The organism is Arthrobacter sp. ov407 (assembly GCF_900102895.1).
Lineage (GTDB): Bacteria > Actinomycetota > Actinomycetes > Actinomycetales > Micrococcaceae > Arthrobacter.
This window is the reverse complement of record NZ_FNGD01000012.1, coordinates 94,197-118,897: the sequence shown is the minus strand read 5'-3', so window position 1 is coordinate 118,897 and position 24,701 is coordinate 94,197. Positions and strand designations below refer to the sequence as shown.

The 24,701-nt window shown below is 67.2% G+C and carries 29 protein-coding genes; 26 read left to right on the top strand and 3 right to left on the bottom strand.

Going from position 1 to position 24,701, the window contains the following annotated elements; genetic code table 11:
* Nucleotides 1-3: 3 nt before the first annotated feature.
* Both flgK and BLS42_RS15715 read right to left on the bottom strand, forming a co-directional pair.
* Nucleotides 4-1,428: a flagellar hook-associated protein FlgK gene (gene flgK, locus BLS42_RS15720; RefSeq protein ID WP_090582802.1), complete on the bottom strand. Its 1,425-nt coding sequence runs from the start codon at nucleotides 1,426-1,428 to the stop codon at nucleotides 4-6.
* A gap of 10 nt (nucleotides 1,429-1,438) precedes the next feature.
* Nucleotides 1,439-1,927, bottom strand: coding sequence for a flagellar protein FlgN (locus BLS42_RS15715; protein ID WP_090582800.1), 489 nt, complete (start codon nucleotides 1,925-1,927; stop codon nucleotides 1,439-1,441).
* A gap of 287 nt (nucleotides 1,928-2,214) precedes the next feature.
* Here BLS42_RS15715 and BLS42_RS15710 point away from each other — a divergent pair, with 287 nt between their 5' ends.
* The 16 genes from BLS42_RS15710 to BLS42_RS15635 all read left to right on the top strand — a co-directional run bounded on the left by BLS42_RS15710 (nucleotide 2,215) and on the right by BLS42_RS15635 (nucleotide 15,839).
* Nucleotides 2,215-3,054, top strand: a complete 840-nt coding sequence (locus BLS42_RS15710; RefSeq protein ID WP_090582798.1) for a flagellin N-terminal helical domain-containing protein — start codon at nucleotides 2,215-2,217, stop codon at nucleotides 3,052-3,054.
* A 185-nt stretch (nucleotides 3,055-3,239) separates the two neighbouring features.
* Nucleotides 3,240-4,586: a flagellar filament capping protein FliD gene (gene fliD / locus BLS42_RS15705; RefSeq protein WP_090582796.1), complete on the top strand. Its 1,347-nt coding sequence runs from the start codon at nucleotides 3,240-3,242 to the stop codon at nucleotides 4,584-4,586.
* On the top strand, nucleotides 4,583-5,107 hold the full coding sequence (gene fliS, locus BLS42_RS15700) for a flagellar export chaperone FliS (RefSeq protein ID WP_090582794.1): 525 nt from the start codon (nucleotides 4,583-4,585) through the stop codon (nucleotides 5,105-5,107). The genes fliD and fliS overlap by 4 nt, the downstream gene beginning before the upstream one ends.
* The gene (locus BLS42_RS15695; protein WP_090582792.1) at nucleotides 5,100-5,525 is read left to right on the top strand and encodes a hypothetical protein; all 426 of its coding nucleotides are present in this window, start codon (nucleotides 5,100-5,102) and stop codon (nucleotides 5,523-5,525) included. Before fliS ends, BLS42_RS15695 begins: the two co-directional genes overlap by 8 nt.
* 144 nt (nucleotides 5,526-5,669) lie before the next feature.
* Nucleotides 5,670-6,011 carry a flagellar basal body rod protein FlgB gene (gene flgB / locus BLS42_RS15690; RefSeq protein WP_090582791.1) on the top strand — a complete coding sequence of 114 codons (342 nt, stop codon included), beginning with the start codon at nucleotides 5,670-5,672 and terminating at the stop codon, nucleotides 6,009-6,011.
* Nucleotides 6,011-6,403, top strand: coding sequence for a flagellar basal body rod protein FlgC (locus BLS42_RS15685; RefSeq protein ID WP_090582789.1), 393 nt, complete (start codon nucleotides 6,011-6,013; stop codon nucleotides 6,401-6,403). The genes flgB and BLS42_RS15685 overlap by 1 nt, the downstream gene beginning before the upstream one ends.
* A complete protein-coding gene (fliE, locus tag BLS42_RS15680) occupies nucleotides 6,403-6,708 on the top strand; it encodes a flagellar hook-basal body complex protein FliE (RefSeq protein WP_090582787.1) in 306 nt (101 codons plus the stop codon). Before BLS42_RS15685 ends, fliE begins: the two co-directional genes overlap by 1 nt.
* Nucleotides 6,708-8,318, top strand: a complete 1,611-nt coding sequence (gene fliF, locus BLS42_RS15675) for a flagellar basal-body MS-ring/collar protein FliF (RefSeq protein ID WP_090582785.1) — start codon at nucleotides 6,708-6,710, stop codon at nucleotides 8,316-8,318. Before fliE ends, fliF begins: the two co-directional genes overlap by 1 nt.
* A complete protein-coding gene (fliG, locus tag BLS42_RS15670) occupies nucleotides 8,315-9,331 on the top strand; it encodes a flagellar motor switch protein FliG (protein WP_090582783.1) in 1,017 nt (338 codons plus the stop codon). Before fliF ends, fliG begins: the two co-directional genes overlap by 4 nt.
* Nucleotides 9,321-10,073, top strand: a complete 753-nt coding sequence (locus tag BLS42_RS15665; RefSeq protein WP_090582781.1) for a FliH/SctL family protein — start codon at nucleotides 9,321-9,323, stop codon at nucleotides 10,071-10,073. The genes fliG and BLS42_RS15665 overlap by 11 nt, the downstream gene beginning before the upstream one ends.
* Nucleotides 10,070-11,398: a FliI/YscN family ATPase gene (locus tag BLS42_RS15660; protein ID WP_090582779.1), complete on the top strand. Its 1,329-nt coding sequence runs from the start codon at nucleotides 10,070-10,072 to the stop codon at nucleotides 11,396-11,398. Before BLS42_RS15665 ends, BLS42_RS15660 begins: the two co-directional genes overlap by 4 nt.
* The gene (locus BLS42_RS15655) at nucleotides 11,395-11,829 is read left to right on the top strand and encodes a flagellar FliJ family protein (RefSeq protein WP_090582777.1); all 435 of its coding nucleotides are present in this window, start codon (nucleotides 11,395-11,397) and stop codon (nucleotides 11,827-11,829) included. Before BLS42_RS15660 ends, BLS42_RS15655 begins: the two co-directional genes overlap by 4 nt.
* Nucleotides 11,826-12,527 (top strand): C40 family peptidase, encoded by a 702-nt coding sequence (locus BLS42_RS15650; RefSeq protein ID WP_090582775.1) that lies wholly within the window; start codon nucleotides 11,826-11,828, stop codon nucleotides 12,525-12,527. The genes BLS42_RS15655 and BLS42_RS15650 overlap by 4 nt, the downstream gene beginning before the upstream one ends.
* Complete coding sequence (locus BLS42_RS15645; RefSeq protein WP_090582773.1) at nucleotides 12,524-14,140, top strand: flagellar hook-length control protein FliK; 1,617 nt, start codon at nucleotides 12,524-12,526, stop codon at nucleotides 14,138-14,140. The genes BLS42_RS15650 and BLS42_RS15645 overlap by 4 nt, the downstream gene beginning before the upstream one ends.
* An 18-nt stretch (nucleotides 14,141-14,158) precedes the next feature.
* On the top strand, nucleotides 14,159-14,623 hold the full coding sequence (locus BLS42_RS15640) for a flagellar hook assembly protein FlgD (protein ID WP_090582771.1): 465 nt from the start codon (nucleotides 14,159-14,161) through the stop codon (nucleotides 14,621-14,623).
* Nucleotides 14,624-14,654: 31 nt separating this feature from the next.
* Nucleotides 14,655-15,839 (top strand): flagellar hook protein FlgE, encoded by a 1,185-nt coding sequence (locus tag BLS42_RS15635; protein WP_090582769.1) that lies wholly within the window; start codon nucleotides 14,655-14,657, stop codon nucleotides 15,837-15,839.
* A gap of 137 nt (nucleotides 15,840-15,976) precedes the next feature.
* Here BLS42_RS15635 and BLS42_RS15630 read toward each other — a convergent pair whose 3' ends face one another.
* Nucleotides 15,977-17,143, bottom strand: coding sequence for a cytochrome P450 (locus BLS42_RS15630; RefSeq protein WP_090582767.1), 1,167 nt, complete (start codon nucleotides 17,141-17,143; stop codon nucleotides 15,977-15,979).
* Between the two features lie 261 nt (nucleotides 17,144-17,404).
* Here BLS42_RS15630 and BLS42_RS15625 point away from each other — a divergent pair, with 261 nt between their 5' ends.
* From BLS42_RS15625 to BLS42_RS15580, 10 genes are all read left to right on the top strand, one after another.
* On the top strand, nucleotides 17,405-17,707 hold the full coding sequence (locus BLS42_RS15625) for a flagellar FlbD family protein (RefSeq protein WP_090582763.1): 303 nt from the start codon (nucleotides 17,405-17,407) through the stop codon (nucleotides 17,705-17,707).
* A gap of 2 nt (nucleotides 17,708-17,709) precedes the next feature.
* Nucleotides 17,710-18,525, top strand: coding sequence for a motility protein A (locus BLS42_RS15620; protein ID WP_090582761.1), 816 nt, complete (start codon nucleotides 17,710-17,712; stop codon nucleotides 18,523-18,525).
* Nucleotides 18,522-19,346: an OmpA/MotB family protein gene (locus BLS42_RS15615; RefSeq protein WP_090582759.1), complete on the top strand. Its 825-nt coding sequence runs from the start codon at nucleotides 18,522-18,524 to the stop codon at nucleotides 19,344-19,346. The genes BLS42_RS15620 and BLS42_RS15615 overlap by 4 nt, the downstream gene beginning before the upstream one ends.
* A gap of 103 nt (nucleotides 19,347-19,449) precedes the next feature.
* A complete protein-coding gene (locus BLS42_RS15610) occupies nucleotides 19,450-20,346 on the top strand; it encodes a flagellar motor switch protein FliM (RefSeq protein WP_256336501.1) in 897 nt (298 codons plus the stop codon).
* Nucleotides 20,343-21,065 (top strand): flagellar motor switch protein FliN, encoded by a 723-nt coding sequence (fliN, locus tag BLS42_RS15605; protein WP_090582757.1) that lies wholly within the window; start codon nucleotides 20,343-20,345, stop codon nucleotides 21,063-21,065. The genes BLS42_RS15610 and fliN overlap by 4 nt, the downstream gene beginning before the upstream one ends.
* Entirely contained in the window at nucleotides 21,066-21,695 is a 630-nt protein-coding gene (gene fliO / locus BLS42_RS15600) for a flagellar biosynthetic protein FliO (RefSeq protein WP_090582755.1), read from the top strand.
* Nucleotides 21,692-22,558 (top strand): flagellar type III secretion system pore protein FliP, encoded by an 867-nt coding sequence (gene fliP, locus BLS42_RS15595; protein WP_090582753.1) that lies wholly within the window; start codon nucleotides 21,692-21,694, stop codon nucleotides 22,556-22,558. Before fliO ends, fliP begins: the two co-directional genes overlap by 4 nt.
* The gene (gene fliQ, locus BLS42_RS15590) at nucleotides 22,555-22,830 is read left to right on the top strand and encodes a flagellar biosynthesis protein FliQ (protein WP_090582752.1); all 276 of its coding nucleotides are present in this window, start codon (nucleotides 22,555-22,557) and stop codon (nucleotides 22,828-22,830) included. The genes fliP and fliQ overlap by 4 nt, the downstream gene beginning before the upstream one ends.
* Before the next feature lies 1 nt (nucleotide 22,831).
* Complete coding sequence (locus BLS42_RS15585; RefSeq protein ID WP_090582749.1) at nucleotides 22,832-23,590, top strand: flagellar biosynthetic protein FliR; 759 nt, start codon at nucleotides 22,832-22,834, stop codon at nucleotides 23,588-23,590.
* Nucleotides 23,590-24,678 (top strand): EscU/YscU/HrcU family type III secretion system export apparatus switch protein, encoded by a 1,089-nt coding sequence (locus BLS42_RS15580; protein ID WP_090582747.1) that lies wholly within the window; start codon nucleotides 23,590-23,592, stop codon nucleotides 24,676-24,678. The genes BLS42_RS15585 and BLS42_RS15580 overlap by 1 nt, the downstream gene beginning before the upstream one ends.
* The last annotated feature ends 23 nt before the right edge of the window (nucleotides 24,679-24,701 follow it).

Sequence of the window (24,701 nt, the reverse complement as noted above, 5' to 3'; positions counted from 1 at the left end):
TGTCTACCTTCCTACCAATCCGGTGCGGTTGATCAGGACGTCAAGGGCCTCGTCGACGGCGGTCATCACGCGGGCCGCGGCTTGGTAGGCGTGCTGGTTGGTGAGCAGGTTGACGTTTTCCTCATCCAAGCTCACTGACGCCTGGGAGGCACGGCCTGTGAGCGCGGATGCCTGGGCGGCATCGCTGAGTGACTCATGTTGCTGGGCACCGCGTGACTGCACGCCAATGCCAGTGACGATGCCTGACCAGATCTTGTCCGGGGAATCCGGCCCGGTGCCGAGCTGTGAGATCTCGTCCGCGATGCTGGTGTCCAGGGCGCCGCCCGTTGATGCCTTGATTGCAATGCCATTGATGTTGGCGGGGCCCTTGATGCTGAGCGCGGCAGGACCGGCGCCGGTGGTGAAGAAGTCCTTGCCCTGGGCGCCGGGGTTGCCCAGCGCATCGTTGGGGAGCTGGCCTCGTTGGTGGACTTTGTTGACGGCCGTGGCCAGTGCGCTGGCGAGCTTGTTGTAGGACTCCGCTGCCTCGGCGATCGCTCCGCCGGAGCCGCCGGAGGCAGGCGCCAGAACGGACAAAGCCCCCGCCAGTTCGCCGCCATCAGGCGCTGCGACTCCGGCTGGGTTCTTCCATGCCAGCTGCACAGACGATCCCATCCGATCCGACGATGATCCGGAAAGGGCCAGCGTCCGGACTGAGCCACCCGTAACCAGGGCATTGCCGCCGACCAGCACGTCGACGGTGCCGTCGGGCTGATCGCGGACAGTGCCGCCGATGAGGCTGGCGATCTTCTCCGTGAGCTTGGCCCGGGCGTCGATCAATTCATTGGCCGACCCTCCCGCCGCGAGGGTGGAACGGATAGTTGTGTTGTAGGAAGCGACCTGGGCCGCGGCCGCGTTGACGGCGTCGACATTGTCAGACGCCTGGGCGCGGGTCCTGCTCCACTGCGCGTCGAGGGTCTGGTACGCGGAGGAGATCTTGTCTGTCACGGAGTTGGCGGCGTTCAGGAGGAGCCCCTTCGGACCGTCCTCCGACGGCTGCCTGGCGGCTCCCTGCCACGCCGACCAAAAACCCTGCAACGCGGTCGAGATACCGTTGTCGCCAGGTTCCTGCAGAATGCCCTCGATGCCCTGCAGAGCTGAAGAACGTACACTCGCGTAGCCGGCCTGGGCTCCGGCCGAGCGGACACTGCCGTCGAGGAAGCTGTTGCCGAGCCGTGCGATGGCGTCCACCGAAACACCCTGGCCGGGCTGCAACGCGCCGCCGCTGAAGAGCCCGCGGGCAGGCGCGGCCAGCGAGGACTGCTCGACGCGCTGACGGGTGTACCCCTCGGTGGCGGCGTTGGCGATGTTCTGGCCGGCCACGTTCATGCCCTGCTGGGCAGCGGTCAGCCCACGGTACGCGGTGTTCAGGGCGCCGAAGGTGCTCATGTTCGCTTCCTTAGAATTGCTTGTCGAAGATGCGGGAGCCGGCGGCTTGCCCGGTCTTGCCGTGGGCGTCGTAGGTGCCGGCAGCAGCCGTGGGGTTGAGGTCGGCGAGCGACTCCTGGGTGGAGCGGACCGCGGTGCGCAAGTACTGCTCGTTGGAGTCGCGCAGTTCTTTGATCAGCGCCGTTTGGCGGGTCAGTGCCGTCAGGTGCGCGGTGAGGACCTCGGCCCAGGCGCCTTCCGGGGCGGCGGCGGCCAGTTCGGCCAGGGAGGCATCGGTGGGGAGTCCCCAGACCTCGGCGACGACGGCGGCCTCGATGGTGCGGGCCAGGCTCGCCTGGGAGAGGTGGCCCAGCACCTGCTCTACTTCCTTGGTCCCGTGGGGCAGCCAGCGGGACTTGCCCGAGGTCAGCAACAGCTGTTCTTCCTCAAGCTTGAAAGTCAGAACGTCCAGGAGTTCACGCTCCCGCCACAGCAGGGCTGAAAGTTCGTGGATGGCCATAGGTCCGGAGGACTCCCTCTTCGGTGACAGGTGCGGTGATGCGGTGGTGCCGTGACGTCAATTCATCGTGCGGACGATGCAGCCAGCAGCTGGGTTCGTAGAAACTATCGGCGGGGCTGGGGGATCCGTTAGCGGGAATAAGACTGATAACACGCGGAATTTAGCGCGAAGGAAATCCGAAAACAATTTTGGATTTCTCCTTACCTGTGCTTCCGAAGCGGCGATAGCTACTCCTGAAGGCCCACGGATGGGCCATCGCTTACAGTCCCAATCACGGAGGAAATACCATGGGCTTCGTTATCAACAACAACCTCGCGGCTAACAACTCGTACCGCAACCTCAACGCCACGCAGACTGACCTCTCCAAGTCGCTGGAGAAGCTGTCCACCGGCCTGCGCATCAACCGCGCAGGCGATGACGCAGCAGGTCTGTCCATCTCCGAGGGCCTGAAGTCCCAGGTCACCGGTTCGGCCCAGGCCGCCCGCAACGCCCAGGACGGCATCAGCGTCATCCAGACCGCTGAAGGCGGCCTGACCGAAGTTCACTCCATCCTGCAGCGTGTTCGTGACCTGGCTGTCCAGGCTGGCAACGACTCCAACAATGATGACGCACGGACCGCGATCGCCACAGAAGTTGACGCTCTCGGTAAGGAACTGACTCGTATTGGAGATTCATCCAACTTCAACACGATCAACCTGCTCGATGGTTCGGCTAACCTCACTTTCCAGGTCGGCGCTGGCTCAAGCACCACGAACGACCAGATTTCGGTGGACCTCACGGGCGCCAACGTCAAGACAATCGGCACGGCTATCACTGGACTCGTGGCTACCGGATTTGCAACTTCCGGAGCTGCTGCTGCTTCCATCGCCACCATTGACACCAACATCGCCACGGTTTCGACGGAGCGTTCAAAGCTGGGTGCTGCCCAGAACCGTCTGGAGCACACGATCAAGACCCTGAACGTTGCCGGTGAAAACCTGCAGGCCGCTCAGTCCCGCATCGCCGACGTCGACATGGCTCAGGAAATGGTTAAGTTCACCAAGGCCAACATCCTGTCCCAGGCTGGCACTGCCATGCTGGCCCAGGCAAACCAGTCCAGCCAGGGTGTTCTTTCTCTCCTGCGCTAAACCGGTTCCGGCAGTCCGGTAGTCCAGAAATGAGTCTGCCACCCTGATCGGACGAAGAGACACCCCCGATCACCATGCTGCGGAAGGGCCGGACGATGAGCAATTCATCGTCTGGCCCTTACGTGCAACCTCTGAATTTCCGAACACCAAGCACTAATGATCTTTTGCAGCAATGAAAGGCAGCGATGGGAATCTCACTCGACGGACTAGCCAGCGGGCTTGATACCACCGCGCTCATCAGTTCCGTGATGCAGGTTGAGGCCATCCCGCAAACGCTGCTGAAGAACAAGTCCTCCGGTATCCAGTCGATGGTCTCGGCCCTTCAAGGCCTCAACAGCAAAGTCGCAGCCCTCGCGACGCAGGCCACTACCGCAGCAAAGCCCGGCGCCTTGGACCTGTATGCCGCAACAACCAGCAGCGACAAGGTCGTCGCGACCACCACTGCGGCTGCCAAAGCAGGTTCCATCGACTTTCAGATAGACCAGCTGGCGCAGACCCAGGTCACGGTTTCAAACAAGGTGGTTGGCTGGCCCTACACGACCATGACCATCGTCAGCGGCGGCCAGACCTACACCGTCACACCGCTGACCAGTTCGCTGGACGACGTCGTGAAGTCCGTTAACGCGGCCGGCGCCGGCGTAGTCGCCAGCAAGGTGGCTGTTGGTGGTGGGGAATTCCGCCTGCAGTTCGCCGCCACGAAATCCGGCGAAGCCGGTGCCTTCACGATCACCGACCCCGGAACAAATTTGCCGACGCCGGAAACGACTTTCACCGACGTCAAGGCGGCGCAGGACGCTCAGATCACGCTCTGGCCGACCGGGGGAAGTGCCGCGCAGCCCGTGAAATCGTCGACGAATACCTTCACTGACGTCCTCCCTGGCGTGACCCTCACCGCCAAAGAAGTAACGGCCGCTCCGGTAACCCTGACGGTCTCCCGCGACGACGCCGGGATCACCAAGCTTGCCTCGGCTCTGGTCGACGGCGTGAACGGCATTTTCTCCTACGTGGCCAGCAAGTCCGCGGTGAGCACCACCACGAACACCAGCGGCACCACCACGAGTGCCGGGCTCTTCGCCGGTGACAGCACCGTGCGGTCTGTGAACCAGAACATCCTGTCCGCCGCGTCCCTCCCCGTCGGCACACCGCCAACGTCTCCCTCGGAAATTGGCATCAGCATCACCAAGACCGGCACCATGGAATTCGACGCCACGAAGTTCGCTGCCGCCCTCGCCAAGGATCCCGCCGGCACTGCAGCCAAGGTGCAGGAGGTCGCCGGGCGCATCGCCACCGCGGCCACCGCGGCGTCGGACAAATACAACGGCACGCTGACCACCACCATCACCGGCCAGCAGTCCGAGGTCCGTGACCTTGCCGACCGGATCAGCGACTGGGACACCCGCCTCGCGTCCCGCCAGGCCACGCTGAAGAGCACGTACTCGGCACTTGAGGTGGCACTCAGTAACATGAAGGCCCAGCAAACCTGGCTCTCCTCCCAGCTGGCCGGCCTCTCCTCAGGAAGTAGTTCATCATGACCGCCAATGCCTACAGCAACGGTTACGGTGCAGGCGGGTTCGGAAGCGCAGCCCAGCGCAACCAGTACCTCGAAGACTCGGTCCTCTCGGCCCCGCCGGCGCGCCTGCTCACCATGCTCTACGACCGCCTCCTGCTGGATCTGGGCCGCGCCGAAACCGCGCAGCAGGCCGGCAACTGGCCGGTCGCCTCGGAAAACCTCCTGCACGGCCAGGCCATCATCGCGGAGCTCATCTCCTCGCTGAAGACTGATTCCTGGGATGGCGCCGACGGGCTGATCGGCCTCTACAACTACGCCTTTACGGCCCTGGTCAACGCCAACATCCAGCGCGATCCGGCCTTGACTCGCGAAGCCATCGAACTGCTGGAACCCTTGCGCCAAGCCTGGCACGAGGCCGCGGCTGCGGTCCCGGCGCCTGCCGTCGCAGGTCACGGAACCGCAGCAGCCCCCACCGCCTTCTCGGCAGCCGGGGCCTGGAACACCCAGGCCGGAACAGGTGGCGGGAGTCTCGGTTTTGGCTGAGCAGCCTGACTCGGATGTCGGCTTAGGGGGAGCCGGTTCCAACCACACCGAAGCAGCCCCGACCGAGTCCGCGGCCACTGACACAGCCCTGGCGGCCTGGATGGCTATCCTTGATGTGTTCGAAATGGCGGTGCAGGCCGCCGAACGTACCTTGAAGGATCCGCTGGGCCCGCTGTCCTCCGCATCCCCCAACCGCGTGGCGCCGCTGCCCGTGGAACGCTGGACACCGCCCACCCGGCCGGGACCGCTGCCGGCGGCTGCGCGGCGTCGCGCCGCCGCCCTGGCCGCCGCCCAGGAACGCGTTGCCCTCCGCCTCGATGAAGTCCGTTTGGACGTTGCCCGCCAGCTCCAGGCGGTGTCCTCGGTACCTGGCGTGGGGGAGTCTTCCGCCGCCATCTATCTCGACGTCAACGGCTGAAATCTCCTCAGCTCAAATCTTCGAAAGAACTGTTGCATTTTCTCCTAACGCGGCGCTGACCAGTGCCGATAACCACTGTAAGAGCACGGATCGCTCGTTTACCGGCCACGGATCGGCCACCCCCACCTTCCCAGGCAGGACTCTGTGCTCGAATCCGTGACTTCCGCCGCCTTGGCCAGTGCCATGGACGGGCTGGCATTGCGCCAGCGGACCATCGCGAACAACATCGCGAACGTCAACACGCCGAATTACCACGCGAAGCGCGTCAGCTTTGAGGATGCCCTCGCGGAGTCGGTGAAGTCCGGGGACGGCCACATCCAGGCAACCACGGCGTCATCCTTGGAGCCCACCCAGCTGAACGGCAATAACGTCAACCTGGACACCGAGACCCTGTCCAACATTGACACCGTGCTGCGGTTCCAATTCGCTGCCCGCGCCGTCAATAACGAGTTCACCGCCGTGCGCTCCGCCCTGAGGACCAGCTGATGACCTTCGACATGATCGGCATCGCCGGCTCCGCCCTCACCGTCCACCGCAAGTGGCTCGATGCTGTCTCGGACAACCTCGCCAACATGAACAACGCCTCCGCCACGTCCGGCCCTGCCTTCCGAGCCCGCTACGTCGAGGCCACAGAAGGCTCGGAGGGCACCGGCGTGTACGTCAAGGGCACCCAGCTCGGCAACGCCGAGGGCAGGATCGTCTACCAGCCCGACCACCCGCTGGCGGACGCCAACGGCAACGTGAAGTACCCGGATATCGACATGGCCGAACAGATGGGTGCGCTCATCATCGCCCAGCGCGGCTACCAGGCCAACGCGCAGGTTGTGGACCGCGCCCGCGAAACGTACATGGCTGCCCTTGAGATTGGACGCTCCTAATGACTGTCGCCCCCATCGCCCCCGTCCAGGGTGTCCTGCCGACCGACTACGTCGGGGGAGCGGCCCCCGTAGCGGGCACGGACGGTTCTGCCTTTGCCACGTCCCTCACCGGCGCGGTGGATAACCTCCAGCAGCTGCAGTCGACGTCGAACCAGCTGGCTGTCTCCGCCGTGACCGGCAACCTGGACGACATCCACAACGCCACCCTCGCCGCAACCCGCGCCCAGGTGACGCTGGAGCTCATGGCCACCGTGCGCAACAAGGGCGTTGACGCGTTCAACGAGATCATGAGGATGCAGGCCTGATGCCTCCGCAGATAACCGCTTTCTTCCAGCGCTTCGGCGCTGGCCTGAAGAGCTTCACCACCGGCCAGCGGACGTTGGCCGTGCTTGGCGCCGCCCTGCTGGTGGTGGGCGTTGTGGCCTTGTCCGCCTGGCTCACCCGCCCGGTGCTCACCCCGCTGTTTTCCGGCCTCCAGACCACCGACGCCAACGGCATCGTCGAACAGCTCCGCAAGGACAACGTTCCGTACGAGCTCAGCGACGGCGGATCCACCATCATGGTGCCTCAGGACAAGGTTTACGACGAGCGCCTCAAGGCCGCGGCCGCCGGCCTGCCGACGGCCGCCGCCACCGGTTACTCCCTGCTGGACAAGATGGGCGTGACGTCCTCGGAGTTCCAGCAGTCCGTCACGTACAAACGCGCCCTCGAAGGCGAACTTGCCAGCACGATCTCCGCGATGGACGGCGTCAAGACCGCCGCCGTCCGGCTGGCCATCCCCGAAAAGACCGTGTTTGTGGCCAAGGCCCCGGACACAACCGCCTCGGTGTTTATCGACACCGACGCCGGCACCACCCTGTCCGGCGACAAGGTGCAGGCGATCGTCCATCTCACCTCTGCCGCCATCGAAAACCTCAAACCCGCCAACGTCTCGGTGGTCGATTCCCAGGGCAATGTGCTCTCCACCGTCGGCGGCGGGGCCGCCGGATCGTCCACGAAGCAGGCCAGCGACTACCAGCTGCGGACCTCCGACGCCGTCAGGGCCGTCATGGACCGCGTGGTGGGCCCGGGCAACTCCACCGTCGCCGTCGCTGCCGACGTCACGGGCGAATCTGCGCAGCAGAAGAGCGAGACTTTCTCCAACACGGCCGGCGCCCTGCCGCTGAGTGAATCCTCCAAGACCGAGAAATACACCGGCACCGGGGGAGGCGCCGCCGGCGTCCTCGGCCCGGACAACATCGCTGTACCCAGCGGCACGAGTGGCAACGGCAACTTCAATTCCTCCACCGAGACCAAGAACAACGCCGTCAACAAGGTCACCGAGGACCGGGTCATCCCTGCCGGTGCCATCAAGCGGCAGACCATCTCCGTGGCCGTCAGCCAGGCGGCCGCCGGCGGCCTGAACCTTGCTTCGCTGAAGAATCTCATCACCTCCGCGGCCGGAGCCGACACCGCCCGCGGCGATGTGGTCACGGTTGAGGTTGTCCCGTTCAGCACCGCCGCCGCCGACGACGCCGCCAGAGCGCTCGCCGATGCCAAGGCCAACGCCGAAGCCGAAAAGCAGGGCGCGTTCTTCGGAACCCTCGTTACCGCAGGCAGCATCCTGCTCGGACTGCTGATCCTGGCCCTGGTGGTCACGATCGTTCTGCGGCGCCGCCAGAAGCGCGAGCCTGTGGACCTCGGCGAACGCCTGGACCTGGAGATCATGCCGGTTGCCCCGCCCGTTGTGGCCCTTCCGCCCGCGCCGGCGACGTCGGCGATCCCGATCACCGCCCTTCCCCCGCTTCCGGGCCCGAGCACCGAGCAGTTGGAATCCGAGCGCCGCCGGTTTGAAATCGACAGCATGGTCGCCGCCAACCCGGAACGGGCCGCCGATTACCTGCGCGGCCTCATGGATGACAGGCAACCCGCATGAAACCAGCCGATACGCTCCTCACCGGCACCCAGCGCGCCGCCGTCGTCCTGATGCAGATGAGCCCCGAGAACGCCGCCAAGGTCATGGCCCAGTTCACGGACAACGAGGCGGAGGAGATCGCCGGGGAGATCGTCAAGCTCCGCAAAGTGGACCCGGACGTCACCGAGCAGATCATGAAGGACTTCCACCAGACCGCGCTGACCAGCCCGCGCCAGGCCCGGGGCGGCCGGGAACTGGCCGAGGGCCTGCTGGAGGCGTCCTTCGGCTCGGAAAGGGCCGCCGGACTCATGAACCGCCTGACGGTCAACATGGCCGGCAAGTCCTTTGAATTCCTCGAAGACATCGAACCTGTGCAGATCCTGGCCCTGATCGACGGCGAACTGCCGCAGACCATCGCCCTGGTCCTCGCCCACCTCAGCCCGCGTAAGGCCTCGGCAGTGATGTCCGGGCTGCCCGGCTCGCTGCGCGCCGACGTCGCCCTCAGCATCGCCACCATGGGATCCGGCGCGCCCGAAGCAATCGGGATCGTCGCCGACACCCTCAAACTCCGCGGCGGCGCCGCCGTCTCCCAGCAGGCTTCGAAGGTGGTCGGCGGCATCCAGCCGCTGCTGGAGATCATCAACCGGACCGACGCCGGCACGGAACGGTCCGTGCTGGACGGCCTGGACCTGCTCGATCCCGACCTTGCGGTGGAGATCCGGGCCCAGATGGTGACGTTCGACGACATCGTGAAGCTGGAGCGCCGTGACGTGCAGCTGGTGCTGCGCGGACTCGACGCGGCCGTCCTGGCGATGGCCATGAAGGGTGCCTCCGAGCCGGTCTTGGAAACCATCACCACCAACGTCTCCGGGCGCAACCTGGAAATCCTCGAATCCGAGATCGCCGCCCTGGGACCGCTGCGTGCCTCGCAGATCGAGGAGGCGCGTGCCGCCGTCGTCCGGTCCATCCGCGAGCTCGAGGCCGAGGGCCAGATCACCATCCAGCGCGGGGACGAGGAAGACTATGTCTACTGACAGCGGCGCTGTCCCTGCCCCGGCGCGGATCGTCTTTCCCTCGCTGCGGGCGAGCGGCCCGGCCGCCGAGCAGGCCGGCTACACCGAAGGCCACGCCGCAGGCTATGCCGCCGGTGTGCGCGCCGCCGCGAAGGAACAGCGCCGCTGGCGGGACCGGATGGCCGCCGAGCAGGCCGCCTCCCTGGCCGCCGGGCAACAGGACCTGGACCGGGCCGTGCGTGCCCTCGCCGTGGCCCGGACCGACTTCGCGCACCGCAACGTGCAGGCCCTGCAGGATGCCGAAGAAATCCTGGCCCGCACGGCGCTGGAATTGGCCGAGGCCATCCTCGGCTACGAACTGGCCGAAGGCACGCGGACCGCACGCGCCGCCTTGGCCCGCGCCCTCTCCGGAAACGACGCCGCCACGGTGCTGGCCATTCGGCTCCACCCGGCGGACATCGAGGTCCTCAGCGGGGAAGGGCAGGAACGGCCCGCCGGGCTGCCGCTCATCGCGGACCCCTCCCTGGGCCGCGGCGACGCGAAGGTCGAATACCAGCATGGCTGGTTCGACGCCAGCCTCCGCGGCGCCCTCGGGCGTGCCCGGGCGGCCCTCTTGGGAGATGCAATGTTGGCCGACAACGGCCACGCCGACGCCGATCCGTCCGCCGGCATTGCCGCCGGAGTTCCCGGCGGATTTGGCAGTGAATTTAGCAGTGAATTTACCGGTGCCGGTCCCGGCGGCACTTACCGGGGCCACGCATGATCGCCGAGTGGCGCCCGAAGGGTGCCGACTATGCCGCCGCGCTGGCCGCGGCCGCCCCGCAGAGGGTCGGCGTCGTCACTTCGGTCATCGGGCTGGGCCTGGAAGTGTCAGGACTGGACTGCGCGCTGGGCGACCTCGTGACCGTGGGGGAGAACCCGGGCCTGGACGCCGAAGTTGTCGCGGCGCTGGACGGTTCCGTGCGCTGCATGCCGCTGGGGCGGCTGGCCGGCGTGGCTGCCGGTGACGCCGTCCGCGCCAAGGGCGGCGCGGTGCTGGTTCCCACCGGTAAGGGTCTGTTCGGCCGGGTCCTTGACGGCCTGGGACGCCCGATCGACGGCAAGGGCCCCCTGTTCAGCGGACCGCGCGTGCCGATCGACAACGAAGCACCGAACGCCATGAAGCGCGCCCGCATCGACACCGCGCTGCAAACCGGCGTGCGCGTCCTGGACACCATGACGACGCTCGGCAAGGGCCAGCGCATGGGCCTTTTTGCCGGCTCCGGCGTCGGCAAATCCTCCCTGCTCTCGATGATCGCCCGCGGTACCGACGCCGAGGTCTCTGTGATCGCCCTCGTCGGCGAACGCGGCCGCGAAGTCCGCGAGTTCCTCGAGGACGACCTCGGCGCCGCCGGCCTGGCGCGCTCCGTGGTGGTGGTCGCCACGTCCGATGAACCCGCCCTCATGCGCATGCGCGCAGCCTTCACCGCCACCCGGATCGCCGAGTCCTTCCGTGACCAGGGCCAGGACGTGGTCCTGATGATGGACTCCCTCACCCGCGTGGCCATGGCCCAGCGCGAGATCGGGCTCTCGGCCGGCGAGCCCCCGGCCACCCGCGGCTACCCGCCGTCGACCTTTTCCATCCTGGCCCGGCTGCTGGAGCGGGCCGGCACGGCCGAAACAGGCTCCGTCACCGGCATTTACACCGTGCTGGTGGACGGCGACGACCACAACGAGCCCATTGCCGACGCCGCCCGTTCCATCCTGGACGGCCACGTGGTCCTGGACCGCAAGCTTGCCGTCACGGGGCATTTCCCGTCCGTGGACGTGCTCGGATCCGTGTCCAGGGTGGCCACCAAGGTCAACTCCCGGCCGCACCTCGAGGACGCGGCCACTCTCCGCCGCGTCCTCGCGGCCCGCAAGGCGGCGCAGGACCTGATCGACGTCGGCGCCTACCAGGCCGGGACCAACCCGCTGGTGGACGCCGCGCTGAACCACGAGCACGACGTCAGCGGTTTCCTCCAGCAGCCGATGGACGAATCCACGGCCCACCCCGAGTCCTGGCAGCGGCTCGGCCACCTCACTTCGATCCTGGGAGCAGCAGCATGAACCGCGAATTCTCTCTGGCCGGCCTCCTGCGCCTCCGCCAGCTCCAGCAGGACCAGGCGGCGACAGGGCTGGCGCGCGCCCGCTCACGTTCCAGCTCCGTCCGGGTCCGCGAAGCCGCTGCCCGCCGCGAGCTGGCCGCCACGGATGATCCCATCTCCAGCTCGGCCTCCTTGCGCGCCGTGGCCGCCGCCCGGTCTTCCTCGCACAGCATGCTCGCGGACCTGCAGAGCCTCACGCACCTGGCCGAGGCCGACGAAGCCAACGCCCGCGCCGAGTTCATCGCTGCCCGCACGCGTTCCGTGGGGCTGGAAAAACTGCAAGCCCGCCACGACGCCGAGGTCAACTCCGCGGACCTGCGCGCCGAACAGTCGGTCCTGGACGAGATCGCCTCGACGCTCTGGCACCGCGATGAACAGCAGGTGAAGCCATGAGCATGACCGAAGCGATCGGCCGGATGCAGGGCATCCAGTCGATGATCGCGGAACTGAGCCGGCCGGCGGCAACGGAAGCAAGCGCAGCCGCGGTAAAAGCCGCAGCAGCGACTTCGCTTGCGACCGCCACGGGCACAGGCGACTCCGCCACGTTCACCCAGGCACTCGCCTCGGCACTGGGCGGGAGCGGCACAACGGATGTCGCCTCCCTCACCGACAACCTGGGCCTCGGCACCTCGCTGGGGCTCGGCGGCACGACGGCGGCCGGGACCGCCGCGCTCTCCGGCCCTCAGGCAACAGGAACCGTCCATACCGGTGGTGCCGCGACGGGCAACGACGTCGTGGCAGTGGCTAAGAAGTACATCGGTGTTCCCTATGTGTGGGGCGGGACCAACCCGGCCACCGGCATGGACTGCTCCGGCTTCACCCAGCGGGTCTTCAAAGACCTCGGTGTGGAGATTCCCCGCGTGGTGAGCGACCAGATGCGCCAGGGCACCCCGGTGGCCTCCCTCGCCGAGGCGAAACCCGGCGACCTGCTGGTGAGCTTCGGCGGCAACCACATTTCCATCTACCTGGGCAACGGAAAGGCGATCGACGCTCCCGTGCCCGGCAAGACCATCCAGATCCGCGATGCTTGGGAACAGCAGTCCAACCTGACCTCCATCCGGCGCATCGTCCCTGCAGGGGCGGCATCATGAAGGCCTCGGCATCGGGGGATCTCGCGGCTGCGCTGGCCGCCGCCACGGTTCACGCCCGCGCGCAGCATGGTGCGCGTTCGCGGCCCGAAACCGGGAAAACAGACGCGGGCTCCTTCGACACCGTCCTCAACGATGTCCAGGGCGCGCCGGACACGTCTTCGGATAAGACGGCGGGCAGCCGTGGACACGTCGGAACGCCGTCGGCTGCTAAGGGTGCCGGCCACGAGCCTGCCCTCCGGGCCGAGGACGGGGGCTCGGCCGCCGCTTCGGCCGTCGACGGCGCCGCCGTCAACGCCGCCGCCGTCGTCGCCGGCTCCATGCCGTCTGCAATCGCTGCCCAGCAGGGTGCGCCGCCGGCCGTTGCCGGTCTCGGGACGCCGGACTTCGAGGCCGTGTCGACTTCCACGGCAGTGGCGACGACGCCCCCGACGGTGGCCGTCGCCCTGACGCGCGGGCAGCCCGACCCGCGCCTTTCGGTGCCGGGCGCCGCCCTCGCTGGAACCGCGCAGCCGGCAGCCCCGCAGAATGCCGGGGCTCAGGCAAACGGGGCTCAAGCAATCGGAGTTCAGGCAAGCGCGGCTCAAACAAGGACAGCTCAGGCAGATGCGGTTCAGACAGTGGCATCTCAGCGCGGGATTACCTTTCCCGCCGCGACGGGGCTAACTCCGGCTGACAGCGGCACCGCAGTCCCGGGCGACGCTTCGGATGCGCCGCAGTTGGTTACCTCGCAGCCACCGGCGGGCTCAGGCTCCTTGAGTCCCTTGGGGGTCGGTTCAGCCGGCCCGAATACCTCGCCGACCGCTGTGCTGGCCGCCGTCGGCGCAACGGCCGCCGTGGCCGCCGTGGCTGCCCCGCGGGTCGTCGCTTCGGTGACCGCGCCGGCGGCGTCGGTAACGGCTGCGGATGCCAACGGCACGGTCGGCTTCCTGACCGGCCTTCCAGGCGTCGCACCGGCGGAAACCAAGCCCGTCGACAACATGGCTGTCGACAACACGGCCCCGGCAGCCCCTTCCGCAGCGGTAGCCGCTGCCGGCACGGCGGTCCCGGGCGCGGCGCCGGTCGGCCAGCCGTCGTCAGCCCCGGTCCCGGCAGCAACGCCACAGCCAGCCTCAGCCGCGCCCCAGACCGCTGCTGCCCTCCAGCCGCAACTCGTCAAGCCGCTCTTCACGCTGGTCGGCGCACCCCACGGCCAGCACGTCATGACCCTCAATGTGAGCCCCGAGGACCTCGGGCCGCTGACAGTTCGGGCGCATATCGACGCCGCGGGGGTCCGGATAGAGCTCTTCGCTGCCGGCGACGCGGGCCGCGAGGCCGTCCGGGGGATTCTGCCCGAGCTCCGCAAGGAACTCACGGGCGCAGGCTTCGGCGCGAGCCTGGACCTCTCCGAACACAGCGGACCGGGCGGCGCAGCCCAGGACCGTGCAGGGCAGGGAACGGCAGGCCGGGGCGGTGCAGGCGGGGACCCCGGTGGGAACGATGCCGGCCAAGGCAGCCGCAACGGACCCGGCGAACCGCGCGGCGGTAACCGCTGGGACGGCCTGGCCGACAACGCCGCCCTACGCAGCGCCACGACCTTGAACGGCCCCCAGACCACCCTCGACATTCTTGTCTGACACGAAGGAACGCGACTCATGACGATCCAACCCATCGCATCCCAGCCGATCGCGCCGCAGACGGTCACGCCTCAGCCGGTCGCCGGCGCGGGGGCCGATACGGCAGCGTCCGCAGTACGGTCCCCCGTCCAGACCATGGATGCAAACGTCTTCATGACCTTGCTCGTGGCCCAGATGAAGAACCAAAACCCGAGCGCCCCCATGGACACCAACCAGATGATGAGCCAGACCATCCAGCTGTCCATGATGGAGAAGACGACCGAAATGACCACCAATAGCAAAGAGGCATTTTCCCTCCAGATGCGGTCCGCCGCAGCCCAACTGATTGGCCACACTGTCGACTACACCCTCGGCGACGGCACAACGGGGACCGGTCTCGCCGGCTCAGTTTCCTACGCCGGAGCAGTTCCGACCGTCAAGGTCGGCGATCGTTCCGTTCCCCTCGACTCCATCACCGGGCTCACCGCGCCGGCCGCTTCCTGACCAGTTCTCCACCCGTAGAAAGGCAGTTCCCATGCTCCGCTCGCTGTACTCCGGAATCTCGGGCCTTCGCGCCCACCAGACCATGCTGGACGTCACCGGCAACAACATCGCCAACGTCAACACGGCCGGATTCAAGGCCTCGACCACCCAGTTCCAGGACACCCTCTCGCAGATGACCCAGGGCGCGTCCGCCCCGCAGGCGCAGTCCGGCGGCAGCAACCCGGCCCAGATCGGCCTCGGCGTCCGTGTGGCCGGTGTCAGCACCAACTTCAGCCAGGGCTCCTCGCAGAGCACCGGCCGCGCCACCGACATGATGATCTCCGGCGAGGGCTTCTTCGTCACGAGCAAGGGCGGCCAGCAGCTGTTCACCCGTGCCGGTTCATTCAACTTTGACGCCGCAAGCCAGCTGGTCAGCCCCGACGGCGGAATCCTCCAGGGCTGGACCGCCAAAAACGGTGTAATCAATACGGCCGGAGCCGTCGGCGACATCACCCTGAACCCGAACAACATGGTCGCCACGGCCACCTCGAAGGTCACGCTGGACGGCAACTTGCCCAGCGACTACACAGGCGCTCCCATGGACCGCGTCGTCAAGGTCTACGATGGCGTCGGTGCCGAGCGCAACGTGACCCTGACATTCGCCACGGCCGCCGGCGGCGGCTGGAGTGTTAAAGGCGTTGACGACAATGGCGCCACCGCCAACATCACCCTGACGCAGGGGACCGACGGCACCTTGACGCCCAGCGGCCCCTTCGTCATCGGCGCAGGCGCGAACGCGATCACCGTGGATCTCTCGAAGGTCTCGGGCTATGCCACGATGAACTCCCTCATTGTCAGCGGCCAGAACGGCTCCGCCACGGGCAAGCTGGAGTCCTTCACCCTCGGCAACGACGGCTCCCTGATCGGCTCGTTCAGCAACGGCACCAAGCAGGTCCTTGCCAAGATTGCCCTGGCCAAGTTCACCAACCCCACCGGTCTGGAAAAGGCCGGCGGCTCCTCTTACGTAGCCACCGCCAACTCCGGCGGAGTCCAGCTGGGCGGCGCCGGCGATCCCGGCATCGGCTCCCTGGCCGGCGGCTCCCTGGAGATGTCCAACGTGGACCTGTCCCAGGAGTTCACCAACCTGATCGTCGCCCAGCGCGGCTTCCAGGCCAACGCCCGCATCATCACCACCTCGGATGAGGTCCTGCAGGAACTGACCCAGCTCAAGCGCTAGTTCCAGGACGCCCCGCCCTCGGGGTTGCCCTATCCTCCGCGTTGCCCTATCACGTATGGCTGCCAAAGAGCGGCCGAAGCAGCCATACGTGATAGGGCATCGGAGGAAGGGGAAGGGGCGTGCAGCGGCGCCCTCCGTCAGGCGGCCTGCCAGGACACAGGAAGCTGTTTCACTCCATAGACGATCGTGCTTTCCATCCGCTCCAGCTGCGCCTCGGGCTCTACGGCCAGCCCGGGCAACCGGGAGAGCACGGCCTGCAGCGCGATCTTGGCCTCGAGCCGGGCCAGGGGAGCGCCGAGGCAGAAGTGGACGCCCTGCCCGAAGGCGAGATGACGGTTCGGTGAGCGTCCGACGTCGAACACGTCAGGGTGCGGGAACTGCTCCCCGTCACGGTTCGCCGAGCCGATCCAGGCCACGATCGGCGACCCCGCGGGGATCGGCAGGCCGCGCAGCGTCGTATCGACGGCGGAGATCCGGTACATGGACTGGACGGGGGAGCGGTACCGCAGCACCTCTTCGATCGCCTGCGGGAGCAGGGCCGGCTCGGCGATCAGGCGCTCCGCCGTGCCCGGGGCTTCGCTGAAGCACAGCACCGCATTGCCGATCAGGTTGGTGGTGGTCTCGTTGCCGGCAACGAGCAGCAGGCTGCAGAATCCGAGCAGCTCGATGACGGTGAGTTTCTGCCCGTCGATCTCGGCCCCGAGGAGTGCGCTGATGAGGTCATGGCCCGGGCGGCGCCGCCGCTGCTCGATCATGCCCATGAAGTACTCCGCCATTTCCCGGTGTGCGGCCATGTGGCCGGACTCGTCGGCGCCCGGGCGGGTCTGGCTCACGATCACGTCGGACCACTCCTTGAAGCGGTCCCGGTCCGCGGCCGGGATGCCCATCAGCTCCGCGATCACGATTACCGGCAGGGGATAGGCCAGCTGGTCGATCAGATCCGCGGCGCCGGCAGCAACTACCGGGTCCAGCAACTCGTCGGTGAGTTCCGAGATGCGCGGGCCGAGCGCTTCCACTGACCGAGGCGTGAACGCCTGGGACACCAGGGAACGCAACTGGCGGTGCCTGGGCGGGTCCGTGTTGATCAGGCTGGCGGCGAAGAGCTGGCCCGTTTCGGAGGGGTTGTCCCCGCCGATCCGGGAAGAAAACGTGGCGTGCTCGGACAGGACCCGCTGCACGTCGTCGTAGCGGAACACGTGCCACACGCCGGTCTCCTGATCCTGGAAAACGGGTTCACTGTGCCGCATGGCTTCGTAGCGGGGAAACGGGTTCAACGGCTGCTCCAGAGCCGGAAATGACACCATGGCTGGCCTTCCTGACGAGGCGGGCGGCCGTCTCTTCCTGGCAATGGACCAACTGCAAGGGACGAACTGCGTCCAACAGGGCGGGCCGCGTGGCCCCGTCAGCTCCCACGCTAATACCGCGCCACAGCCTTGGCACGGGCCATCCGGCCCACGTCGGCCGCCCTGCGGAACCGGCGCGTCGCCAAGGTGCCTAACGAAGGGGCCGGTCCTGCCGACAGTACGGAGGAGAACACCCTTCCCCTCACAGAGCAGAATCGGCCCATGATCGTCGTCACACGCCTCAACGGAACGCGCTTCGCGGTCAATCCGGACCTTATTGAGCGCATCCACGAGAGCCCGGATACGCATTTGGTGACGCTCGACGGCGCCGCTTACGTGGTGCTGGAAAGCCTCGCGGAAGTTGTCGAACTCATCGCCGACTACCGGGCGTACATCCTGAGCAAGGCCCGGGACTTTCCGGCCATCACCGGATATCCGCTAAGCCTGGTCCGGACCGACGATCCGGATGAGGACCCCTACGACGACGGCGCTGGCCCCACGGCGCCCGCACAACCCAGAAAGTAACGATGGATCCCGCAACAGTCATAGGACTGCTCCTCGCCTTTGGCTCCGTTATCGCCATGGTGACCATGGAAGGCGGCAGCGTCACCGCGCTCCTGCTGCCGGCCCCCATGGTCCTGGTCTTCGGTGCCACCCTCGCCGTCGGGATCGCAGGCAACACCCTCAAAGACGTCATTCAGGCCTTCAAAGCCCTCCCCAAGATGTTCGTAGGCAAGACGTCTAAACCGCAGGAAAGCATCGACCAAGTGGTCCGGTTCGCGGAAAAAGCGCGCAGCGAGGGCTTGCTGTCCCTGGAGGAAGAAGCGGCCAGCGTCAAAGATCCTTTCCTGACGCGCGCCCTGCAGAACATTGCCGACGGCACCGACGCCGAAGAACTCCGGATACTGATGGAGGACGAGATCGACTCGAAGTCCCGCAGCGACCACTCCAACACGAAATTCTTCGCCAGCCTCGGCGGTTACGCACCCACCGTCGGCATCATCGGCACCGTGGTGTCCCTGACCCACGTCCTGGAAAACCTCTCCACCCCGGACGAGCTCGGGCCCATGATTGCGTCGGCATTCGTCGCCACGCTCTGGGGCCTGTTGTCCGCCAACTTCCTCTGGCTTCCCTTCAGCGGCCGCCTTGCCAGGCTGTCGGAGCTGGACGTCGAACGAATGACCCTGCTGATGGAGGGCATGCTGGCCGTTCAGGCCGGCGCCCAGCCCCTGCTGCTCGCCGAAAGGCTGCGCTCCATGGTTCCGGACCACCAGCTCAAAAGCAGCGACAGCAAGAAGGCCGGCGGCAAGGACAACTCCGACACGCTGGATCAGGCCGCGTGAGCTCCAGGCGGCGCGGGCGGAAGAAACCGGAAGAACACCACGTCGACGAGCGCTGGATGGCGTCCTACATGGACATGGTCACCGTGCTGATGTGCATGTTCATCGTCCTGTACGCCATGTCCAGCGTGGACGCCAACAAGTTTGAAAAGCTCCGCAACTCCCTGGCCACCGGCTTCGGCGCCGTCGCGTCGGAAACCGTGGATACGGCGTCGGGCACCGTAGTGCCGCCGGACCTCGTGGATAAGGACCTTGAGGCGTTCGCCGCCGTCAAGGGCGCGGCAACCACATCCCCCGAGAACATGACCGAGGCGATCAAGGAAGTGGACCGGCTCAAGGCGCTGCAGGCGAAAATGCAGGCCGGACTGGCAGTCGCCAAATTGAGCGAGAATGTCGAGTTCCAGATCGATCAGCGCGGCTTGACGGTCAAACTCGTCGGATCACAGGCCTTCTTCGAACCCGACCGGCCCGAGCTCACCTCCCGGGCAACCCGGGTGCTGCAGGTCATCTCCCCGGTCCTGAAGCCGGCCAGCATGGAAATCATGGTCGAGGGCCACGCCGCGAACGGCATCACGGCCTACCCCTCCACCTGGGAACTGTCCTCGGCGCGCGCCGTCAACGTCCTGCGCTACATGGTGGACAACGGCCGCATTCCCCCCGGCACCATCGGCGCCGTCGCGTTCGGATCCGCCCGCCAAGTCAACGACGACTCCACCCCCGCGCTCATGGAGCGGAACCGCCGGGTGGACATCGTGGTCCTTTCCGACAAGCCCGACATCGTCCGGGCGCTGATTCCGGAGGCGCTGAAGCTCAGCAAGAAATAGGCCGTCTATTGCTTGCGGCGTATTGCCTGCTGGGTTTTGCCTTCGGCGGATTGCCTAAGACGTTCTGCTTACGCCACGAGTTCCCTTGCCGATAGTGGAAACCGTGAGTGTTCTGGATGAGCGGGAAGTGGCACGGGAGCGGACCGTCAGCGTCTATGACTTCCGCCGTCCCGCGACGCTCGCCCGCGAACACAGCCGAGTGCTGGAGCTCGCCTTCGAAACCTTCGCCCGCCAGTGGGGCACGCAGCTCACCGCCAAGGTCCGCGTCAAGTCCGTGGTGCGCCTTGAAGACGTCAGCATGCTCAGCTACGACGAATACGCCGCCTCGCTGCCCGCCGTCACGGCCATGGTCCTGTGCACCGTCGAGGCCCACGATTCCAAGCTCGTAGTGCAGTTCCCCGGCCCGGCCGCCCTCGGCTGGGTCAACCGCATGCTCGGCGCCTCCCACGATTCGCCCATGCCGGACCGCAAGTTCACCCAGATCGAGCAGGCGCTGATCAAGGGCCTCATGGACGAGGCCCTCGAGGACCTCGGCTACTCCCTGGGCCCGCTGCTCAGCGAGGCCGTCCGGGTGGACACGATCCAGTACAACTCCCAGTTCGCCCAGGCCGCCGCGCCGAGCGAACTGATGATCGTCGCCTCGTTCACCATGAGCGTCGGCGACGTCAACGCCCCCGCCACCTTGGCCGTTCCGGCCGGCGTCCTGCTGGGACGGCTCAAGAAGGTCAACCCGACCGACTCCCGCGACGACGCCGCCGCGCGCGTCAGCGCCCAGCTGGAGCAGGTGCCGGTGGAACTGTCGGTACGGCTCTCGACGTCGTTCGTTACCCCGAGCCAGGTCCTGGGACTCGCCGTCGGCGACGTCCTGACCCTGCCGCACCTGGAAAACCGGCCCTTTGACCTCACCCTGGACGGAACCCGGCTGGCCACCGCCGCCCCGGCCCGCAACGGCTCCCGCGCGGCCGCAGTAATTGTCACAATCGAGGAGAACCAACGATGAGCATCACCCTGACCAAGCACGAATTGTCGGCGGAACGGCTCGTCGAGGAGCTGCCGAGCCCGGTGGCCCTGAAGGTTGTCGCCCTGGTGCCTGCCCGGTCCGCGGCGGCGTACGCCCGGCAAGCGGTCACGGCGACCTTCGTCGGCGCGGTGACCGCCGACCTCGCCCTCATGCTCAGCGACCGCACCTTCCTCGACGAGGCCGCCGGGGCAGGGTCCCAGCTGGGGCACGTCTCCGTAACCGATGTGCTGCGCCCCGCGATGGAAAGCGCCAGCTCAGTCTTCGGGGCCGGTGTCCTGTCCGACCTGCGGGAATCCGACGTCTCCGGGCTCCTCTCGGACCCCGACACGGCTGTCTTTGAACTCTCCGACGGCAGCAACGCCGCGGCCTGGTTTGCCGTCCGGCTCCGCGAACACGGCAACAGCCAGGACCGCGCCGGGGACTTGTTCGCCGGCGGCGACAAGGTGGCCGGCCGGCTCGGCCGCATCAACAACATTGAAATGGCCCTGACCGTGGAGATCGGGCGCACCCGGATGTCGGTCCGGGACGTGCTGTCGCTGGAGCCGGGCAAGATCATCGAGCTGGACCGCTCCGCCGGCGCCCCGGCCGACGTCCTGCTCAACGGCCGCCTGATCGCGCACGGCGAGGTTGTGGTCCTCGACCAGGACTACGCGGTGCGGATCACCCGGATCCTCGATGTCGCCGAGGGGCTCAGCTGAATGGACGCACTGATCCTCGGGCTACGGGTACTCGTGGCCCTGGGCGCGGTGCTTGGCCTCATGTGGTTCCTCCAGCGCCGGCTGGGCCAAGGCGCCGGGCGGCGCCGGGCTGACCGTGCCTTGACCATCGTCAGCCGGCAGAGCCTCGGACAAAAAGCCTCCGTGGTGGTAGTCGACGCCGCCGGGCAGCGCTTCCTCCTGGGCGTCACCGAGCACGCCGTCAACGTCCTGCACACAGGGGACGTCCCGCCCGAACCCGAAGAAGTCCCGGTTCCCGGCATCAGCCGCGGCCTCGGGGATTTCGCCCGGATCCTCGCCGAGTCCAGCCCGCTCGCCGGAAACAACTTCAGCCGCCAGCCGGCCAGGCCGGCAGGTGGCGCCGCCGACGCCGGTGGCGCCGCCGACGCCGGTGCCGCCGACGGCCCCGACGCCGCCGACGGCCCGGACGGCGTCCGGGACCTGCCGCCCTCCCGCCGCAGCTCCCTGCACGGCAACACCCATGCCCGCGGCCCCGCCGCCCGTGGCGGCGCCAGCGGCGCTTCGGGCCATCCGCCCCTGCACGGTTCCATCCTGGCCGGCTCCACGTGGAAGCAGGCTGCCGCCGCTCTCAGGAGCGGACGCCGCAATTGATCTCCCCGCTCGCCACCGGCACCACCCGCCCACGAACAGCTGTCGCGCGATCCCTCAGGCTCCTGGGCCTGGGATTCGCCGTCGTGCTGTTTGCCCTCCTCCTGCTGTGGCTCAATGCCCCGGCGGGCCACGCCGCACCCATCGACCCGGTACCGCCGGCGCCGCCGATCGATCCTGCCAATCCCGGCGGCGGGAACGTCAACATCCAGATCAACGGGGCGGACGGCAAACCCTCCTCCGCAGTCCTGACCTTGATCGGGATCACGCTCCTGGCCGTTGCGCCCTCGCTGCTGCTGATGATGACGTCCTTCACCAAGATATTCGTGGTCCTGGCAATGACCCGCAATGCGCTCTCCCTGCCGTCCATCCCGCCGAACCAGGTCCTGGCCGGGCTGGCCCTGTTCCTCTCGATCTTTGTGATGTGGCCCGTCATCAATGAGATGAACACGCTCGGAATCCAGCCCTACCTCAATGGCAAGCTGGACTTCAACGGCGCGGTCAGCGCCGCGTCGGGTCCGCTGCAGCACTTCATGCTCGCCCACACGCGGGAAGAGGACATCGCCCTGATGTCCCGCGCCGCCGGGGCCGAGAACCCGGCCACTCCTGAGGCCGTCCCGCTGCAGACCCTCATCCCGGCGTTCATGATCTCCGAACTCCGTGCCGCGTTCATCATCGGCTTCGTCATCTTCATCCCGTTCCTCGTGATCGACCTCGTGGTGTCCGCTGCCCTGATGTCCATGGGCATGATGATGCTCCCGCCGGTGATGATCTCTCTGCCCTTCAAGATCCTCCTGTTCGTGCTCGTGGACGGCTGGGGCCTGATCATCACCGCGCTCATCCAGAGCTATGCGGGCTCAGGATGAACGCCAACGCGGTCCTGGACATCTGCCTCCAGGCCATGATTGTGGCCGCGAAGCTCGCCGCGCCGGTGCTGGTCACGGCGCTGGTGGTGGGCCTGGCCATCTCCCTGCTGCAGTCCATCACGCAGCTGCAGGAAGCCACCCTGTCCTTCGTGCCGAAGGCGGCCGCGGTCGCGGTGGCCCTGATCGTCTGCGGACACTGGATGATTTCGGAGATGGTCTCGTTCACCAACGACCTCTTCGCGAAGATTCCGTCCCTGCTCGGAGGCCTGTGAGGTGGGCATTCCCATCGACCCGACCTGGCTGGAAGTCCTGCTGCTGGCCACGGTCCGGATGACCGCGTTCCTGATCGTGGCACCGCCCTTCTCGCACCAGGCCTTCCCGGGGCGCGTGAAGGCCATGCTGGGACTGGGACTCGGCCTGGCGGTGACGCAGCGCGTAGTCGGCGGCTACACGCCCCGCGACACCGCCGCGTTCGTCACCGGTGTGGTCCTGGAGCTCGTCACCGGGCTCGTCCTGGGATTCCTGGTCCTGGTGATCTTCTCCGCCATCCAGTCCGCCGGCAGCCTGATCGACCTTTTCAGCGGGTTCCAGATGGCGCAGGCCTACGATCCCCAAATGATGGTCAACGGTGCACAGTTCACCCGGCTTCTGCAGATGGCGGCGCTTGCCCTGTTGTTCGCCTCCGACGGCTACCAGCTGGTCATCACGGGCCTGACCGGCAGCTTTGCCGCCCTGCCCTTGGCCGGGGGGATAGACCTGGCCCAGCCGGTGCAGGCCATCATCACGGCAGTGTCCGGCATGTTCCTCGCCGCCGTGCAGATCGCCGGGCCCCTCCTGGTGGTCCTGTTCCTTGCCGACGTCGGGCTCGGCCTGCTGACCCGCGTGGCGCCGGCGCTGAACGCCTTCTCGCTCGGCTTCCCGCTCAAGATCCTCCTCACCCTGATGCTGGCCAGCTTCATGTTCCTGGCCCTGCCACGGATCGTTTCCAGCCTCGCGGGGCAGGCGGCCAAAGCCGTGCTGGGGGTGGGCTGATGGCGGATTCACAGGAAAAGACCGAGCAAGCCACCGACAAACGGATGCGGGAGGTCCGCTCCAAGGGCCAGCTGTCCCGTTCCCAGGACCTCACCGCGTGGCTCGGCGTCGGCGCCGCCGCGCTCATGCTGCCCAGCACCGTGGACCGGGCCGCCAACGCCGCCACGGACCAGCTGTTCAGCGTCCGCGGGATCATGTCCGCCCCGGATCCCGGCAAAGCCGTCCGGGCGCTGGAAGACGGGTTCGCGTCCATCGCCGGGATCGTCGGGCCCCTGCTGATCGTCGTGTTCCTGGCCGTCCTCGCCGGCTCCGCCCTCCAGGGCGGTGTGCACCTGAAGAAATTCAGGCTCGAGTTCGAACACTTCAACCTGCTCGGAGGGATCAAGCGGATCTTCGGCGCCCAGGCGGTGTGGGGCGGCCTCAAGGCGCTGCTGAAGGCCAGCGTGGTGGGGCTGGTGCTCTACACCGTGGTGCAGGGGCTGGTTCCGGTGCTGCTGACCGCCGGCGGGCTGCCAATCGCCGGAGTGGTGCAGGCCGCCGGAGGCGGTATTTCTGCCCTGGTCCAGTTCGCGGTGGCCGCTGGAATCGTGCTGGCCGCGGCGGACTTCTTCGTCGTGATGCGGCGCAACCGCAAGAAGACCCGGATGTCCAAGAAGGAAATCCAGGACGAGAACAAGAGCAGCGAGGGCGATCCGCTCATCCGGTCCCAGCGCCGGGCGCGTCAGATGGCGATGAGCCGAAACCGGATGATCGCGGCGATCGGCGACGCCGACGTCGTCCTGGTCAACCCCACGCATGTGGCGGTGGCCCTCAAATACGAGCCCGGCAAGTCCGCGCCCCGCGTGGTGGCCAAGGGCTCCGGCCATGTGGCTACGAGGATCAGGGAAGAGGCCGAGGAGAAGAACGTGCCCATGGTCCAGGACATCCCGTTGGCCAGGGCCCTTCATGGAGCCTGTGAGCTGGGGGACGAGATCCCGGTGGACTTCTACCGGGCGGTGGCCGGCGTCCTCGCGTTCGTCATTGCGCTCAAGGCCCGCGGTGCCGCCGCCGGGATGCACCGCATGACCAGCACGGTTGCGGCCGTATGAGACACGGTGCGAAACACAGCAGG